Origin of the sequence: Lysobacter spongiicola DSM 21749, assembly GCF_900167055.1 — a bacterium.
GTDB classification, from domain to species: domain Bacteria; phylum Pseudomonadota; class Gammaproteobacteria; order Xanthomonadales; family Xanthomonadaceae; genus Novilysobacter; species Novilysobacter spongiicola.
Map to the genome: position 1 here is coordinate 32,818 of NZ_FUXP01000008.1, position 16,034 is coordinate 48,851.

Annotated in this window: 12 protein-coding genes; 8 read left to right on the forward strand and 4 right to left on the reverse strand. The window is 66.5% G+C overall.

Translation table 11 applies throughout. From position 1 onward, the window contains the following. The first annotated feature begins 71 nt into the window (after positions 1 to 71). Both B5D37_RS10375 and B5D37_RS10380 read left to right on the forward strand, forming a co-directional pair. The gene (locus tag B5D37_RS10375) at positions 72 to 1,202 is read left to right on the forward strand and encodes an NHL repeat-containing protein (RefSeq protein WP_078758667.1); all 1,131 of its coding nucleotides are present in this window, start codon (positions 72 to 74) and stop codon (positions 1,200 to 1,202) included. A 2-nt stretch (positions 1,203 to 1,204) separates the two neighbouring features. Then, positions 1,205 to 2,122: a peptidoglycan DD-metalloendopeptidase family protein gene (locus B5D37_RS10380; RefSeq protein WP_078758668.1), complete on the forward strand. Its 918-nt coding sequence runs from the start codon at positions 1,205 to 1,207 to the stop codon at positions 2,120 to 2,122. A gap of 18 nt (positions 2,123 to 2,140) precedes the next feature. On the opposite strand, the gene B5D37_RS10385 is transcribed toward B5D37_RS10380, so the two are convergent. Next, on the reverse strand, positions 2,141 to 3,241 hold the full coding sequence (locus B5D37_RS10385; RefSeq protein ID WP_078758669.1) for an HDOD domain-containing protein: 1,101 nt from the start codon (positions 3,239 to 3,241) through the stop codon (positions 2,141 to 2,143). A 182-nt stretch (positions 3,242 to 3,423) separates the two neighbouring features. On the opposite strand from B5D37_RS10385, the gene B5D37_RS10390 reads away from it, so the two are divergent. Further along, a complete protein-coding gene (locus B5D37_RS10390; protein ID WP_078758670.1) occupies positions 3,424 to 5,028 on the forward strand; it encodes a peptide chain release factor 3 in 1,605 nt (534 codons plus the stop codon). Positions 5,029 to 5,108: 80 nt separating this feature from the next. Continuing rightward, complete coding sequence (locus B5D37_RS10395; RefSeq protein ID WP_078758671.1) at positions 5,109 to 7,064, forward strand: AsmA family protein; 1,956 nt, start codon at positions 5,109 to 5,111, stop codon at positions 7,062 to 7,064. A 25-nt stretch (positions 7,065 to 7,089) separates the two neighbouring features. Here the strand turns inward: B5D37_RS10395 and B5D37_RS10400 are convergent, their stop codons facing one another. The 3 genes from B5D37_RS10400 to mtgA form a co-directional block, all read right to left on the reverse strand. Then, positions 7,090 to 7,518, reverse strand: coding sequence for a CBS domain-containing protein (locus B5D37_RS10400; protein ID WP_078758672.1), 429 nt, complete (start codon positions 7,516 to 7,518; stop codon positions 7,090 to 7,092). After that, entirely contained in the window at positions 7,478 to 8,518 is a 1,041-nt protein-coding gene (locus B5D37_RS10405) for a glycosyltransferase family 2 protein (RefSeq protein WP_078758673.1), read from the reverse strand. Before B5D37_RS10405 ends, B5D37_RS10400 begins: the two co-directional genes overlap by 41 nt. A 142-nt stretch (positions 8,519 to 8,660) precedes the next feature. Then, positions 8,661 to 9,455 carry a monofunctional biosynthetic peptidoglycan transglycosylase gene (gene mtgA / locus B5D37_RS10410; RefSeq protein ID WP_078758674.1) on the reverse strand — a complete coding sequence of 265 codons (795 nt, stop codon included), beginning with the start codon at positions 9,453 to 9,455 and terminating at the stop codon, positions 8,661 to 8,663. Between the two features lie 36 nt (positions 9,456 to 9,491). On the opposite strand from mtgA, the gene hslO reads away from it, so the two are divergent. The 4 genes from hslO to B5D37_RS10430 all read left to right on the forward strand — a co-directional run bounded on the left by hslO (position 9,492) and on the right by B5D37_RS10430 (position 16,001). Further along, entirely contained in the window at positions 9,492 to 10,433 is a 942-nt protein-coding gene (gene hslO / locus B5D37_RS10415) for an Hsp33 family molecular chaperone HslO (RefSeq protein WP_078758675.1), read from the forward strand. A gap of 102 nt (positions 10,434 to 10,535) precedes the next feature. Further along, complete coding sequence (locus tag B5D37_RS10420) at positions 10,536 to 11,384, forward strand: XOO1806 family protein (protein WP_078758676.1); 849 nt, start codon at positions 10,536 to 10,538, stop codon at positions 11,382 to 11,384. Beyond that, positions 11,329 to 13,206 (forward strand): tetratricopeptide repeat-containing sulfotransferase family protein, encoded by a 1,878-nt coding sequence (locus B5D37_RS10425; protein ID WP_078758677.1) that lies wholly within the window; start codon positions 11,329 to 11,331, stop codon positions 13,204 to 13,206. The genes B5D37_RS10420 and B5D37_RS10425 overlap by 56 nt, the downstream gene beginning before the upstream one ends. Positions 13,207 to 13,388: 182 nt before the next feature. Continuing rightward, positions 13,389 to 16,001, forward strand: coding sequence for a TonB-dependent receptor plug domain-containing protein (locus tag B5D37_RS10430; protein ID WP_078758678.1), 2,613 nt, complete (start codon positions 13,389 to 13,391; stop codon positions 15,999 to 16,001). The last annotated feature ends 33 nt before the right edge of the window (positions 16,002 to 16,034 follow it).

Here is a 16,034-nt window from a genome sequence, read left to right on the forward strand (position 1 = left end):
GCTTGATGCGGATAAAGCGATTGATTGATCCCGGCAAGGCCGGATTGCCGGGGCCGCACTAGACTGCACGGATGAATCCTCGCCTCCCGCTTGCCGCACTGGCCATCGCACTGCTTCCCGCGTGTGCCGGGCTCTCCGAAACCACCACAACCGTGCCTTCCCGCACCTCCCCGGCGGGCGGATCCGGCGACAGCGGCGCCCTTGCGGTCGCCGAGCGCTACCTATCCGAAGCGGACGGCAGCGACGAACTCGACTCCCTTGCGACATGGCCCCGCCCCGAGGGCGGCACCTGGCTGATCGCCAGCGCGAAAGCGACCGATCGCCTGGTGGTGTTCGACGCGGACAGCGGCGAGAGACTGCGAGTGGTTGGCGGCCCAGGGTCCGGCCACGGCCGCTTCGACCGCCCCAACGGACTGGCGGTGCATGGCGACCTGCTGTTCGTGGTGGAGCGCGACAATGCCCGGGTGCAGGTCCTGTCGTTGCCGGGGTTCGAGCCGTTGGGGAGCTTCGGGGAAGCGCAGCTTCGCAGCCCGTACGGTCTCTGGGTGCACGAGACCGAGCCGGGCGAGATGGCGGTCTACGTCACCGACAGTTTCATGTACGGCGACCGCCATGAGCGGGTACCGCCGCTGGATGAGCTCGACCAGCGGGTACGACGTTTCCGGATCGCTTTCGACCAGGCGGGGCGCCTGCGCGCGCACCACGCCGGCCACTTCGGGGCCACCGGAACGGAGGATGCGCTGCACGTGGTCGAGTCCATCGCCGGCGACACCGCCCACGACCGGCTGCTGATCGCCGATGAGCGCGTGCCGCGTGCCGACGGCACCTCCTTCTCGACCCTCCGCGAATACACCCTGGCCGGAGTGCCCACCGGCACCAGCCTGCCGCCGGAGACCTTCGCCGCGGAGGCCGAGGGCGTGGTGCTGTGGCCGTGCGGCCCTTCCAGTGGCTATTGGGTCGCGGTGGACCAGCTGGCGCCGTTGACGCGTTTCCACCTGTTCGACCGGGAGACCTTGCGCGCGGCCGGCAGTTTCCACGGCACGCTCACGGCCTTCACCGATGGCGTGGCACTGCACGCGGCGGCCACGCCGACTTTCCCCGCAGGTGCCCTGTTCGCGGTGCACGATGACCAGGCCGTGGTCGCCTTCGACCTGGGCGAGGTCGCCCGCGCGCTCGGGCTGTCGCCGGAGTGTGGCGGCTGAGCATGGCGGTCCGGGCTGTCCTGGTGGTGGCGCTGTGGCTACTGGCCTGCTGCATGCCGGTACAGGCGGGACAGGTCTATCGGTGGAAGGACGCGGAGGGCGTCACCCACTACGGCGACCAGCTGCCGCCCGGTACCTCCGCGGAGAGGCTCGTGATACCGGCCACGGAGGATCCGCCCCCGGTCGCCGCACTGCGGGTGGAGGACACCGGGCGCGGCTTGTTCGTCTGGGCCGACAACCGGCTGGCCGGGCCGATCGAGGTGATGCTCCATTTCGAGCACCACGACAACGTCCACAGCGACCCCGCCCTGCCAGCGCGCGCAACCGTGGCGGCAAGCGCCAGCGGCCTGGTGGCGGTGCTGTCCGCGGCCGACCCCGGACGACCTTTCAAGTTCCAGTTGCGCATCGACAGCCTGCCCGGCCATCCCAGTGCCTCCCCACGCGACGTGCAATATCGGATGCCGGTGGCGGGCGATGCGCGCGTTGAACAGGGTTTCGGCGGGGGTTTCAGCCACCAGGATCCGGAGAACCGCTATGCGGTGGATTTCGCCGTTCCCAGCGGTACGACGGTGCTGGCCGCGCGGGCCGGCGTCGTGATGCAGGCGGAAGCGGGCTTCGAACACGGCGGTCTGGATCGGGCCGCTCTGGCTGGCCGTGCCAACTTCGTCAGGGTGCTGCACGATGACGGCACCATGGCGCTGTACGCCCACCTCCAGCCCGGTGGAGTACTGGTGCGGGTCGGCCAGCATGTCGAAGTGGGACAGCCGCTCGGCCTGTCCGGTGCAACGGGTTTCGCCAGCGGGCCCCACCTGCACTTCGCGGTGCAGGTCAACCGTGGGATGCGCCTGGTGTCGCTGCCCTTCCGGATGGAGCACCTGCCGGACGCGGGTGAAGCGACCGGCTTCGCGCCGAACCGGTGATGCCCTCCCGGCGAACGCTCAGGCAGCGTCCAGCAACTGCTCGCTGAGCGAGCGCCACTTCGGCAGCTTGTCGAGTTGTCCCACTGCGCGCAGATAGTGTTCGTCCACGTCATCACCCGACAGCAGGGCGGAAGCGACATGCACCGCGCCCGCCACCCAGAAGCCCGTGGTCCGCATGCGTCCCGGCCGGTGGTGGTTCGCCACCGCTTCGACGATCGGCATCGGCAGCCCCCACAGTCCGAGCAGGTACGCTCCCGCTTCCGCGTAATGGGGCCCTTCCGGGTTCTGCACGGTGCCGTCGGGAAGTTTGAAGCGCACGCCCGGAAGCAGCTTGCCGACCTCGGCGAGCAGCCCGGCGGTGGCGGCCAGCTCGGCGCTGGGACCGCCCAGCAGCTGCGCGGCAAGGCGCGAAGTCTTCAGCGCGCGCTCCTGCATCGCCTCGCGGTCCACGCCTTCCACCTCGGTGTCGGCCGCGAACGCTTCCGTGGCCAGCACCAGCCGCTGGATGTTCTGGAGCCCCAGCCTGGTCACGGCGGCACGGATATCCGTCACCACCCGCCCGGCGGAAAAGTACGCCGAGTTGCACAGGCGCAGCACCTTCGCCGCCAGCACAGGGTCCTGCCCCAGCAGCTCCGCCACGTCATTGCTGGTGGTGTCGGCATCCCTCATCAGCTGCGTCAGGTCGATGTACAGCTTGGGCGGCGGCGGCAGCGATCCGATCCGGCCGATCGCCTGGTTGAGCGCTTCGTTGTCGAGCAGTTCGCGCAGCTCGATCACGCTCTCCACCGCCTCGATCAGCTCGCCGGCGTCGAGCGGCTTGCGAAGCAGGCGGTGAGCGCAATCCAGGGCCTGCAACGCGTCGGCGTCCTGGCCCTCCTCCAGCAGCAGGATCCTGACGGCATCGGGGTGCTGGGCGCGAAGCTGGGACAGCAACAACGGCCCCGGCTGGGGTCCGCCCTCCAGTTCGCAGGCCAGCACGTCGAAGCCATCGGCGGCCGCCGCGGCGACCGCACCCGCCTGCTGCACCCAGCGCACCTGCCATGACAGATCGAAATCGGCCAGCGTCTGTTCCAGCTCGGCAGCATGGCTGCCCTCTTCTCCCACCACCAGGATGCGCAACTTCGATCTCCCTCAGGTTCCGCAGGCCCACTACCCGCCTCCATGCACAGTATCGGCCGCTGCCCGGAGCCACTGAACCACTGCTTGTGTGACCCCGCCTCCAGTTTGGGAGGCCAAACCGCCTGACCGCTATAATTGCCGGCTTCCCCTGACCCCCGGGTGCGCTGCCGCGCGCCTACGCCATGTCCGAAGTCGCAGAACAAGCCCTCCGCCGCCGTACGTTCGCGATCATTTCGCACCCCGACGCCGGCAAGACCACGTTGACCGAAAAGCTGCTGCTGTTCGGCGGCGCCATCCAGATGGCCGGATCGGTCAAGGGCCGCAAGGCCGCACGCCATGCGACGTCCGACTGGATGGCCCTGGAGAAGGAGCGCGGCATCTCGGTGACGTCGTCGGTGATGCAGTTCCCCTACGAGAACCGCATCGTCAACCTGCTCGACACCCCCGGCCACGCGGACTTCGGCGAGGACACCTACCGCGTGCTGACCGCGGTGGATTCCGCCTTGATGGTGATCGACGTCGCCAAGGGCGTGGAGGAGCGGACCATCAAGCTGATGGAAGTCTGCCGGCTGCGCGACACGCCGATCATGACCTTCATCAACAAGCTCGACCGCGAGGGCAAGGACCCGATCGAGCTGCTCGACGAAGTCGAGAGCGTGCTCGGCATCCAGTGCGCCCCCATCACCTGGCCGATCGGCATGGGCAAGCGCCTGAAGGGCGTGGTCCACCTGGTCAGCGGAGAGGTGCACCTGTACGAACAGGGACGCAACTTCACCCGCCAGGACTCCACCATCTTCGGGTCGATCGACGACCCCGGCCTGGAGGAGCGGCTGGGGGCGCAGGTGCTGGCCGAGCTCCGGGATGAACTGGAACTGGTCCAGGGCGCCAGCCACCCGTTCGATGTCGGGAGATACCTGGCGGGCGAGCAGACCCCGGTGTTCTTTGGCTCGGCGGTCAACAACTTCGGCGTGCAGCTGCTGCTGGATTTCTTCGTGCGCCACGCGCCATCGCCCCGGCCCCGCGAGACCACCAGCCGCCCGGTGGACCCCACCGAGGAAAAGCTCACCGGCTTCGTGTTCAAGATCCAGGCCAACATGGACCCTCAGCACCGGGATCGCGTTGCGTTCATGCGCGTGTGCTCCGGCAAGTTCACCGCCGGCATGAAGGCCTTCCACGTCCGCAGCGGCAAGGAGATGAAGCTGGCCAACGCACTCACCTTCATGGCCTCCGACCGCGAGATCGCCGAATCCGCCTTCTCCGGCGACGTCATCGGCATCCACAACCACGGCACCATCTCGATCGGCGACAGCTTCACAGAAGGCGAGGCATTGTCGTTCACGGGCATCCCCAACTTCGCCCCGGAACTATTCCGCCGCGCGCGCCTGCGCGATCCGCTGAAGCTCAAGCAGTTGCAGAAGGGCTTGGCCCAGCTCAGCGAGGAAGGCGCGACACAGTTCTTCAAGCCGCTGATGAGCAACGACCTGATCCTGGGTGCCGTGGGCGTGCTGCAGTTCGACGTGGTGGCCTACCGGCTGAAGGACGAATACGGCGTGGATGCGATCTTCGAACAAGTCAATGTATCGACCGCCCGCTGGGTGCGCTGCGACAACGAGAAGAAGCTCGAGGACTTCCGCGACAAGAACGCCACCAATCTGGCGATCGACGCGGCAGGACACCTGGTGTACCTCGCGCCGACACGGGTGAACCTGCAACTGGCCCAGGAGCGGGCGCCGGACGTCGAGTTCCTGGCAACCCGGGAGCATGGACACGCCGCTCCGGTCGAGTAATCGAGGCTTGCCCCACCGCGACCTGAACCGGCCGCGGTGCATTCACCACCGCTTGACCGGGGGGTGCCGATGGTTGCGCCATGGATACCTCCAGGCCTACCAGGCGCCAGTGGTCGGGCTGGCCCGCACGCCACCCCTGGCTGACGACGCTTGCGCTGGCAGTGGTGGCGTTGCTGGTTCTCGTCCTGCTCTGGGACTGGAACTGGTTCAAGGGTCCGCTCGAGCGCCAGGTCGAAGCCGGGACCGGCCGCGAGTTCGACATCGGTGGTGACCTCGATGTGGACCTGGGCTGGACGCCGGTCGTACGCGGAGAGGACCTGAGCTTCGGCAACGCGGACTGGTCGGACGAGCCCACCATGGCGGCCGCGCGCCACGCGGGGATCGCCATCGAACTGCTCCCCCTGCTACGGGGACAGGTCCGGATACCGCGCATCGACCTGGATCACCCGGTGCTTCGCCTGGAGACCCGGCCCGAGGGCGGAGGCAACTGGCAGTTCGGGGACAGCGATGGCGATAGCGACGTCGAGTTCCGGAGGCTTGTAGTCAACCGCGGGCAGCTGCGCTTCCTCGATGCGGCCAATGACACGGACATCAAGGTGGGCCTCCACAGCGCCCCCGCCACGGAAGGGCCATCGTCCTTGATCGCGGTCGACGGCGCCGGACGATGGGAAGGCAGCGACTTCACCGCGCAAGGCACGGCGGAATCACCGCTGGGACTGGCCGACCCTGACACCCCTTACCGCATCGACCTGCGCGCACAGGCAGGCCGTACCCGCGCCCACGCCACGGGCACGCTGCTCGACCCGCTCCGATTGGCGGATTTCGACCTGCAGTTGGAGCTGTCCGGACAGAACCTCGAGGACCTCTATCCCCTGCTTGGCCTGGCGCTGCCACCGACACCGCCGTACTCGGTGGAGGGTCGCCTCACGCGGGACATCGAAGGACCGTTGACCACCTGGCACTACGACGGCTTCTCCGGGCAGGTGGGCGACAGCGACCTGGGCGGCGACGTGGCGATCACCACCGGCGGCGAGCGCCCGATGTTCCGTGGTGACCTGCACTCCGACCATCTGGATTTCGACGACCTCGCAGGATTCGTCGGCGCCGCACCCGACGCAGGCAACGGCGACACCACCAATCCGGAGCTTGCAGCGCAGGCCCGCGAGGAAGCAGTCGAGGCGACGGTCCTGCCCGACACGCCCTACAAGCTGGAAAAGCTGCGTTCGATGGATGCCGATGTCCGGCTGAGGGCGGCGACGATCGAAGCGCCGTCCCTGCCCCTGAACGACATGGACGCCCACCTGAAGCTCGAGGGCGGTCTGCTGCGGCTGGATCCGCTGGACTTCGGTGTCGCGGGGGGCAACATCCGCTCCACCATCCGCATGGATGCCCGCCAGGACACTATCGCCACCACCGCCGACATCAACGCGCGCGGGCTCGACATCTCGAGCCTCCTGCCGGAAGTGGAGCTCGCGCAGAACGCGGTGGGCAAGGCCGCGGGGGATGCACGGCTATCCGGTACCGGAAACTCCATCGCAGCCATCCTCGGCAGCAGCGATGGTGAGGTCGTGATCGGCATGGGCCACGGCCGCATCAGCAACCTGCTGATGGAGATGGCCGGCATCGACCTGGCCGAGATCATCAAGTTCAAGCTGACCGAGGACCGCATGATCCCGGTGCGCTGCGCCTTCGGCGACTTCGAGGTCACCCGGGGCGTGATGAATACCCGCTCCTTTGCCTTCGATACCACCGACACCATCCTGATCGGCGAAGGCACGATCGATCTTGGCGAGGAGCGGCTCGACCTGGTCATCAAGCCACGACCCAAGGACCGCAGCCTGCTGTCGCTGCGCTCGCCCCTGTTGGTGGACGGCACCTTCAAGCAACCGGACCTGCGCCCGGATCTCGGGCGAGTGGGGCTGAGGGCCGCGATCGCGCTGACGCTGGGCAGCATCGCACCGCCGGCGGCCTTGCTTGGCACGCTGGAGCTGGGTCCCGGGGAGGACGCCGGATGCGGTGGGAAATACGCCGAATGAGGCCGGGCAGCTCCAGTAAGACCGCTCAGCTGGTGATGTAGCGCTGCAGTTGCTCGAGCTCGACCTGCTGGTCCTCGATCACCGCCTTCACCAGGTCGCCGATCGACACCACGCCGAGCACTTCCTGCCCCCTCACCACCGGCAGGTGGCGGATGCGGCGGTGGGTGACCAGTTGCATGCACTGGTCACAGGTGTCCTCGAGACCGACCGTGATCACTTCCGCGGTCATGATCTCGCGGACGGGCGTGGACGACGAGGCCCGTCCCTGCAGCACCACCTTCCGGGCGTAGTCGCGTTCGGACATGATGCCGACAAGCCGGTCCGACTCCATCACCAGTACCGCACCCACGTGCTTCTCGGCCATCAGCCGGATGGCGTCGACCACGGGCGCGTCGGGCCCTATCGAGAAGATCTCAGGCGCTTTCGCTTCTAGCAGGTGCTGCACGGTTCGCATGGCCGCCTCCCTGGACGAGCTGGACCTGCCCCGAGCATACCCCTGCTGCCGGTTGCCACGTGTCGACGAGGTACAACGGCCGCTGCTTGGACTCCTCGTACAGCCGTCCGAGGTACTCGCCAATCAGGCCGAGGGCGATCAACTGCACGCCGCCGAGGAACAGGATCACCGACATCATGGTCGGCCAGCCCTGCACCGGATCACCCCAGAACAGCGCCTTGGCGATCACCACGCAGCCGTAGCCGAAGGCCACCAGTGCGGTCAGCAGCCCCAGGTAGGTCGCCAGGCGCAGCGGCGCGGTCGAGAAACTGGTGACGCCTTCCAGCGCAAGGTTCCACAGCCGCCAGAAGCTGAACTTGCTGCGTCCGGCGGAGCGCGGCGCACGGTGGTACGGCACGGACACGCTGTTGAAGCCGACCCACCCGAACAGGCCCTTCATGAAGCGATGGCGCTCGCGCAACTGGCCGAGCGCGGCGAGTGCGCGCGGGGACAGCAGGCGGAAATCGCCGGTATCAGCGGGAATCGGGGTTTTCGACAGCCGTCCCATGACGCGATAGAAGGCGTGGGCGGTGGCGCGTTTGAACCAGCCCTCGCCCTCCCGTTCCAGGCGCGTGCCATAGACGTCGTCGTGACCCTGCCGCCACTTGTCGACGAACTGCGGGATCAGCTCCGGCGGATCCTGCCCGTCGGCGTCGAGGATCAGCGCGGCACCGGCTTCGACATGGTCGAGGCCGGCGGTCAGCGCCAGTTCCTTGCCGAAGTTGCGCGACAGCCGCAGCAGCCCCACCCGCGCATCGCCGGCCGCGATGCCCTGCAGCACCGCCCAAGTGTCGTCGCGGCTGCCGTCGTCGACATACAGCACCCGGCATTCGATGCCGTAGGCCGACCCCACTTCATCGAGCGCGACGCCGATGCGCGGATGCAACAGCGGCAGGCTCTCGGCCTCGTTGAAGGCGGCGATGACGACAGTCAGGCGATCTTGCTGGGGGTTCGCGCTCATGGGGCCATGGTAGCCGCCCGCCCCGCCCTTGTAGGAGCGGCTTCAGCCGCGATCGGATGATCGTGCGCCCGTGCCGCCTTGACGATCGCGGCTGAAGCCGCTCCTACAAGTGCCCGGGTGTTGCAATGCCCGCGACGATCGCTCAGTCGAGCTGGTCGAGGTAGGAGGTTCCGCCGATCTGCCGCATCTGCCGCTGGATCGCCGCGGTACGGCGCTGCACGTAGGGGCCAGGTCGCTCCGCGCTGTAGCGTTTCGGGCTGGGCAGCACCGCCGCCAGCCTCGCCGCCTCCGCGGGCTGCAGTGCGCTTGCATCCTTGCCGAAATAGCGGGTCGCGGCTGCCTGCGCGCCGTATACGCCATCACCGAATTCGGCCACGTTGACGTAGACCTCGAGGATGCGGGACTTCGGCCACATCAGTTCGATCAGGGCCGTATACCAGGCCTCAAGCCCCTTGCGCACCCAGCTGCGGCCACTCCAGAGGAACAGGTTCTTCGCCGTCTGCTGGCTGATCGTGCTTGCGCCCCGCACCTTCCCGCCGCGTTCGTTGTTCCTGCGGGCCTTGCGTATGGCCTCGATGTCGAAGCCGTGGTGCCCGGCGAATTTCTGGTCTTCGGCGGCGACCACGGCCAGGGGGAGATGCGCTGAAACATCCTCGCGGTCGCGCCAGTCGTAGGCCAGGTTGAAGTCCTGCTCACCGGAGGTGATCGCCTGCAACTGCCGCGCCGCCATGAACGCGGAGAACGGCGGATCGATGAACCTCAGCGACGCCACCTGCAGCACCGTGAACAACGCCAGGACGAGCGGCAGCGCCAGCAGGCGGCGCAGCCAGCGACGACGCGGTCGTGGTGACGCATCATGGACAGCGGGATCGTTAACTTGTTGCACCGGCGGACCAGCGCCCCCATCTGTGGCTGGATCCAATCGACCCGCCGCCATTATCGCGGCACAGGCACCCCTCCGCACGAGCACCCCATGACCTCTCCCCAGCCTTCCAGCCCGACCCCGTCCGAAGCCGCCGGCCCCGACACGCTCACGCGGTTCCTGATCGATGGCGCCGGTGTCCGTGGCGTGCGGGTCCACCTCCAGGACAGTTGGCAACACATCCGCAGCCTGATGCAGGACGTCGAAGCGCAGGCACCGGCAGCCCTGGAGCTGCTCGGTGAAGCGCTTGCCGCCTCCGCGCTCTTCACCGGCCACGCCAAGGTGGACGGGCGCCTGTCGGTCCAGCTGAAGGGCACCGGCACGCTGCGCACCCTTTTCGCCGAGTGCACGGCGGCCGGCGACCTCAGGGGCATCGTGCGTCTGGCGGAGGATGGCGGTGCGGTTCCGCGGGATCTCAGGCACATGGGCCCGGGCTCAATGCTGGCCATCACCATCGAAAACCCGGGACTGAGCGGCCGCGAGCCGAACCGCTACCAGGGTCTGGTGTCGCTGGAGTCGGAGTCGCTCGCCGGCGCCTTCGAGGACTACTTCCGCCAGTCGGAACAACTGCCGACCCGCCTGCTGCTGGCGGGCGACCACGAGAAGGTGGCGGGCCTGATGCTGCAGAAACTCCCCGGCGATGAAGGCGACGACGATGGCTGGGCGCGTGCAGGGGTGCTGTTCGATACGCTCACCAGCCAGGAGCTGCTCGAACTTTCCGCCGACACCCTGCTCACCCGGCTGTTCCACGAGGACGGGGTGCGGACCCTGGGCGACAAGGCCCTGCGTTTCGCCTGCTCCTGCTCGAAGGCGCGGGTGGAATCGATGCTGGTGTCGCTGGGGGAGGAAGAGGCGATGGGGGCGGTCATCGACGGCGAGGCGCGCATCCGCTGCGAGTTCTGCGGCCAGCGCTACAGCTTCTCCGCCGGGGACGTCCGGGCACTGCTGGACGCGCCTGCGCCGGGCATGGAGGCCCCGGACACCCTGCAGTAACGACTTCACGCCGCGTTGATTGTTAAACAATCATAAACATCCTAGTATCGAGTCCCAGCCAGAGGGGAACTACGCCGGAGCTTTCCGGTCGTAAGGACAACCATGCAATCGCGCCTTCTCAGACTGCCGCTCGCCCTGTTGCTCGCCCTTGGCGTGGCTACGGGCGCACACGCCCAGTCGAAGGCACGCGACGACTCCACCGTGCTCCCGGTCTGGAACCAGTCCAGTGGCAAGCTGGAGGCGGTCCTGCTTCTGGAGCCGACCGGAGCGTCCGCCAATGGCGCACGGTGGCGGGTCGGCAGCACCTCGCTGGATGCCGCTTTTGGCTTGGGCGCGGGCAATACGCTGGGCCTGGTCTGCGACCGCAAGTCCGGACTGTCCAGCACCATCGGCAACCTCGCCAACCACTGCCTGCTCGCTTCGCTCGACCAGGAGCGTGGCAACGGTCGCGGCAGCGTGGGTGCCAGCGTCGCCCGCTCCGGTAGCAGGATCGGCCTGTCGCTCGGCCGCGCCCGCGATGCACTGCCCGCATGGCTGAGCCCGAACAACCAGCCCGGCCGCCTGGACCAGAATGCGCTGACCGTCTATGGCGAGCAGAACATCGGCAGCGAAGCCACCGTGTCCATCGCCGGGACTTGGGCACGTGCGCGCCTGATCCCCGCAGGCGACGTCCCTGCCCTCGCCGATCGCTGGAACACCCACTCCATCACCCTCGGCGCGGACTACGGCGATTTTGGCGCCGACATCATCGGCCGCGTCGTGGAAACCCCCAGCGACCCCGGCCGCTGGGAAGGCCTGGGTGTCGGGTTGACGTGGCGCACCCCCTGGAGCGGCAAGCTCACCGTGGGTGCCGAGAACGTCGTGACCCGTGGCCGGAACCCCTTCGCCCCCGGCGATGCGGACGTCGACGAAGGCACCGTGCCCTACGTCCGGTACGAGCAGGATCTCTGATCATTCTCGGGGAATCGGATTTTCCGTTAGCCGGCAAGTAGGATTGGGCGCCCCATCCTTTTCCAGCCTGCCAATGCAAAGATCCGACACGGTCGCGCAAGCCGAATCTATGTTCCGGCGTGGTGAAACCCTCCGCGCTGAACAAGTCCTCGAAAGCCATGTGATGCATCAACCGTCGGATGCGGATGCGCATCGGCTGCTCGGCGTAATTGCGCTGCAGGCACGGCGAATGGAGGCGGCAGTGGCCCACCTGCAGCGGGCCAGCGAACTCTTGCCCCGCAATCCCGTACTTCGATGCGAACTGGGCAAGGTGCTGGCGCAGACGGGTCGAATGGAGCTGGCGCTGCCTTGCTTCGAACAGGCCACCGAAGCCGCGCCCGACGACGTCGAGCCTTGGCTCCTGGTCGGGGTCACCGCGGGACGCATGGGGCGCACCGGTGACGCCATCCACGCTCTGCGGAAGGCGCATTCTCTTTCCCCGTCGCACCCCATGGTCCAGCGTGAGCTGGCGGAACTCCTCTTCGAGGCAGGCGATGCTCCTGGGTCGCTCCCGCTGTGGACACGCATTGCGAAGGCGGCCCCATCCGATGTACACGCAAGGCTGCGGCTGGGAGAAACACTGAGCCGGCTCGGGATGCACCGCGATGCGGTATCGAACTACCGGGACGCGGTGTCGACCTCTCCAGACGCTGCAAACCTCTGGCTTGCACTTGGACAGGCACTGGAGGACGACGGCGACCGTGATGGAGCCCGCCGGGCGTACCAGACCGCGCTCGACTTGAAACCGGACTGGGCGCTTCCACTGAGTGCGCTGCTGGGCCTCGGGCAAGGCGATGGCAGCAGCCAGTTGGTGGCGCAGGCCCAGCGCCTCCAAGCCGGCGCAGCACTTGGAGACACCGACCGTGCCTTGATCGGTTACGAATTGGGCAAGGTGCTGGATTCGCTCGGCGATCACGCTGCTGCCTTTGCAAGCTGGGCCGATGCCAACCGGGCGCGTCGGCGGACGGCGGGACCGATGGACCGGGAAGCGCTCGAGCAGTGGGTCGCCGACGCGCTTGCCTCCTCCCCAGCGGAAGCCGAGGGACCGGATTTCGCGGCTGGAGAAGACGAATCGCTGGTGTTCATCGTGGGAATGCCCCGAAGCGGGACCACCCTCACCGAGCAGATCATCGCAGCCCATCCGCTAGCGATTGGCTGCGGCGAGTTACCCGACATGGCGCTGATAGCCCAGCGGGCAGACGCCGCGGGCAAACCGCCGTACCCCTCAGGGCTGTTACGCGAATGGGCGGACAGCTACATGTCCTCAGTCCGCCGCCACGCTGAAGGTACCGCGAAGACGCGTTTCGTCGACAAGGCGCCGCTGAACTTCTTCCACCTGCCACTGATCGCCTCGATGTTTCCCCGGGCCCGGGTCATCTGGATGAGGCGCGACCCTCGCGACATCGGCCTTTCGATTTACAGCCAGAACTTCTCGCCCGACGCCCGGTTTGCCACCGACCTGCGTGACCTCGGCCACTACATCAACGCGCACGTCCGGTTGATGCGCCACTGGACGAAGACCCTCCCGATCAGCCTGCTCGAAATGGACTACCACTCACTGGCACAAGAACCGGAGACACAGGCCAGGAGGCTCCTGGAGTTCATCGGACTGGACTGGGATGAGCGCTGTCTGGACTTCCATCGCAGCAAGCGCGGCGTGCAGACGCCCAGTCGCTGGCAGGTAAAGGAGCCTGTTCATACCCGCTCGCTGGGACGCTGGCATCGCCATGAAGTATCACTGCAGCCCCTCATTGAAGTGCTTTCACCATCGGCTTACGTGTAAGTGATTGTCTCCAAAGGACAATTCAAACTTCCTTGGGATCTCGCACGCCAACAATTAACGACACTTTAATTTTGCCTGAGGAAGGGCTAGTATCGGCCGACCTTGCTGTTTTTGGCGCATCGGTTTCGACGCTTGCAACAAGGTCCCCATGGGCAAACAAGTCACACTTGGAGAGAGAGAGCATGACCTTGAAGACCACCAAGCTCCGCGACGCGATTGGTTTCGCGATCGCCATGAGCGCAACCGGCTTCATCGGAATGGGCAGCGCACTTGCCCAGGACACTGGCGACAGCCAGTCCGAAGAAGCCACCACCCTTGATCGCGTCGAAGTCACCGGCTCGCGCCTGACCCGTGCCACCGTCGAGGGCGCGCTCCCGGTGGTCGTCATCGACCGCCAGGAAATCGAAGCCAGCGGTGAAGCATCCGTCGCCGACTACCTGCGCACCACCAACTTCAGCTCCACCGGCCAGTTCCGCCCGCAGTCGGGCAGCTCGGCACAGGCCGGCGCGTTCGCCGACCTGCGCGGCCTGGGTTCGAACCGCACCCTGGTGCTGATCGACGGCCACCGCGCACCGAAGGCTCCGTTCTCGGCGTCCTCGCAGGATCTCAACGTCATCCCGATGGCCGCCGTTGAGCGCATCGAAGTCCTGACCGACGGTGCATCGGCGATCTACGGCGCCGACGCCGTCGGCGGCGTGATCAACATCATCACCCGCAAGGACTACAACGGCGCGAGCATCATGGTCGGCAAGTCGATCCCCGAGTGGGGCGCGACCGACGAAGCCGCCGCCATCGTGGGCATCAGCGGCGACCGCGGCAACACCGTGGCCGGCTTCTCGCACAACCGCCGCGAGATGATCTATACCCGCGACCGTCCCTGGGGCGCCCAGTTGGGTTCCAGCATCTACGGCAACAACTATGTAGCGGTTGATCCTGACACCGGTGCAGCCCTGCGCGACCCCTCCCGCGACGATGACGTCTATTGGCCGGTGCCGGGTGGTTGCGAAAACACGAACTTCTATATCCAGGAAGGTACCGGTCGCTGCGTCTACGACTTCAACCGCGTTGCCGCGGACGAAGCCAGCTACAACAACAAGTCGTTCTTCTCGAACAGCACGTTCGACATCAACGACGACTGGTCGATGTACCTGCGCACCTGCGTGGCCAACACCAAGTCGTTCGGCCGCTACGCGCCGACCCCGGGCGTCGTCGTGCTGGATCCGGACTCGGCAAGCAACCCCGCGCCTGGGAACATCACGTACCTGTACCACCGCTTCGCGGCCGCGGGTAACCGTGACAACAACACCAACGCCAACGTCTACGACATCAACCTTGGTTTCGATGGCCGTCTGAGCGACAACGCCGACCTGCGCGCCGGCGTGCGCTACAACACGTACGACTACAATGAGTTCGGCCAGAACTACATCGTGCAGTCATTGGCGGAGCAGGCCATCAACGATGGTCTCTACGACATCTACGATCCGGCGTCCACGCCCGAAGACGTGCTGAACTCCATCAAGGCGACGATCACCCGCCAGAGCGAGTTCACCACCAAGGAAGCGTACTTCAACCTGACGATGTACGACCTGTTCCAGATGGGTGGCGGCGGCTCCGGTATCGCTGTCGGCGGTGAGTTCCGCAAGGAAGACTTCGCTGATATCTACGACTCGCTCTCGGCCGCCGGCGTGGTGCTGGGCAGCTCGGGTGCCTCGGCAGGCGATTCGCGCGAAGTGTCGGCGCTCTATGGTGAGTGGCAGCTGCCGATCACCTCGACCTTCGAGGTCAACCTGGCCGGCCGTTGGGAGGACTACTCCGACTACGGCAGCAACTTCGCCCCGAAGGCATCGTTCCGTTGGCAGCCGCTGGAGAACCTGACGCTGCGTGGCTCCGTGGGCCAGGGCTTCGTGGCTCCGACGCTCGACATCATCTCGCAGGCGACCGCGTTCTCCGCCGATACGGTTTACGACCCGGCAACCTGCCTGGCGTTCCAGGACTACACTGCTGCCCAGGTGGCGGAGTATGGCTCGGCTGAAGCGTACTGCAACGCGGAAGGCGGCAACCTCGGCGTCCAGCGTGACGCGTTCCGTGAAAAGGCCGAAGGCCTGGGCGCGGAAGAGTCCGATCAGTACCAGTTCGGCGTGGTGTGGGATGCGACCGATTGGCTGAACGTGTCGGTGGATTACTGGAACATCGAGATCTCCGACCGTATCGCGTACTACAGCTCGCAGAAGCTGATCAACATCGACATCGGCGACGACCCGACCCCGATGCCGGGCGCACCGTGCTCGATCCAGCGCAATCCGGACCTGGGGAACGCCATCTCCGAGATCCACAACTGCTACTTCAACGAAGGTGAAGTGGAAACCGACGGTATCGACCTGTCGCTCCGCACCAACTTCGACATGGGTGGCTGGGGTGAGCTGAACAACGAGCTCCGTGCTTCGTTCCAGAACAGCTACACGATCGATGGTGGCGAAGAGCAGGTCGGCCTGCAGGGCTTCCCGGAACTGCGTGCAACCATGAACAACCGCCTGGTCGCAGGCGATTTCACCTACGGCTACAACATCCGCTTCATCGGCGACAACGGTGAGGATGGCAGCGCCACCGGTTCGTACACGACCCACGATGTCTACGTTCAGGCGGCCCTGCCGTGGAACGCGAACGTCACCCTGGGCGTGAACAACGTCGGCGACAAGATGCCGCAGATGATTTCGTACGACGGCCGTCCGTTCAACTTCTACCTGTACGACGCTTACGGCTCCTCGCCGTACTTCCGCTACGAGCAGAATTTCTGATTCCTGCCTCATAGTGTTTTTCGGGAGGGACCC

Bases quoted from the DNA above. Each gene is read 5' to 3' on its own strand.
- B5D37_RS10375 (WP_078758667.1), top strand. From the start codon at position 72: ATGAATCCTCGCCTCCCGCTTGCCGCACTGGCCATCGCACTGCTTCCC.
- B5D37_RS10380 (WP_078758668.1), top strand. From the start codon at position 1,205: ATGGCGGTCCGGGCTGTCCTGGTGGTGGCGCTGTGGCTACTGGCCTGC.
- B5D37_RS10390 (WP_078758670.1), top strand. From the start codon at position 3,424: ATGTCCGAAGTCGCAGAACAAGCCCTCCGCCGCCGTACGTTCGCGATC.
- B5D37_RS10395 (WP_078758671.1), top strand. From the start codon at position 5,109: ATGGATACCTCCAGGCCTACCAGGCGCCAGTGGTCGGGCTGGCCCGCA.
- B5D37_RS10400 (WP_078758672.1), bottom strand. From the start codon at position 7,518: ATGCGAACCGTGCAGCACCTGCTAGAAGCGAAAGCGCCTGAGATCTTC.
- B5D37_RS10405 (WP_078758673.1), bottom strand. From the start codon at position 8,518: ATGAGCGCGAACCCCCAGCAAGATCGCCTGACTGTCGTCATCGCCGCC.
- mtgA (WP_078758674.1), bottom strand. From the start codon at position 9,455: ATGGCGGCGGGTCGATTGGATCCAGCCACAGATGGGGGCGCTGGTCCG.
- hslO (WP_078758675.1), top strand. From the start codon at position 9,492: ATGACCTCTCCCCAGCCTTCCAGCCCGACCCCGTCCGAAGCCGCCGGC.
- B5D37_RS10420 (WP_078758676.1), top strand. From the start codon at position 10,536: ATGCAATCGCGCCTTCTCAGACTGCCGCTCGCCCTGTTGCTCGCCCTT.
- B5D37_RS10425 (WP_078758677.1), top strand. From the start codon at position 11,329: ATGCGGACGTCGACGAAGGCACCGTGCCCTACGTCCGGTACGAGCAGG.
- B5D37_RS10430 (WP_078758678.1), top strand. From the start codon at position 13,389: ATGACCTTGAAGACCACCAAGCTCCGCGACGCGATTGGTTTCGCGATC.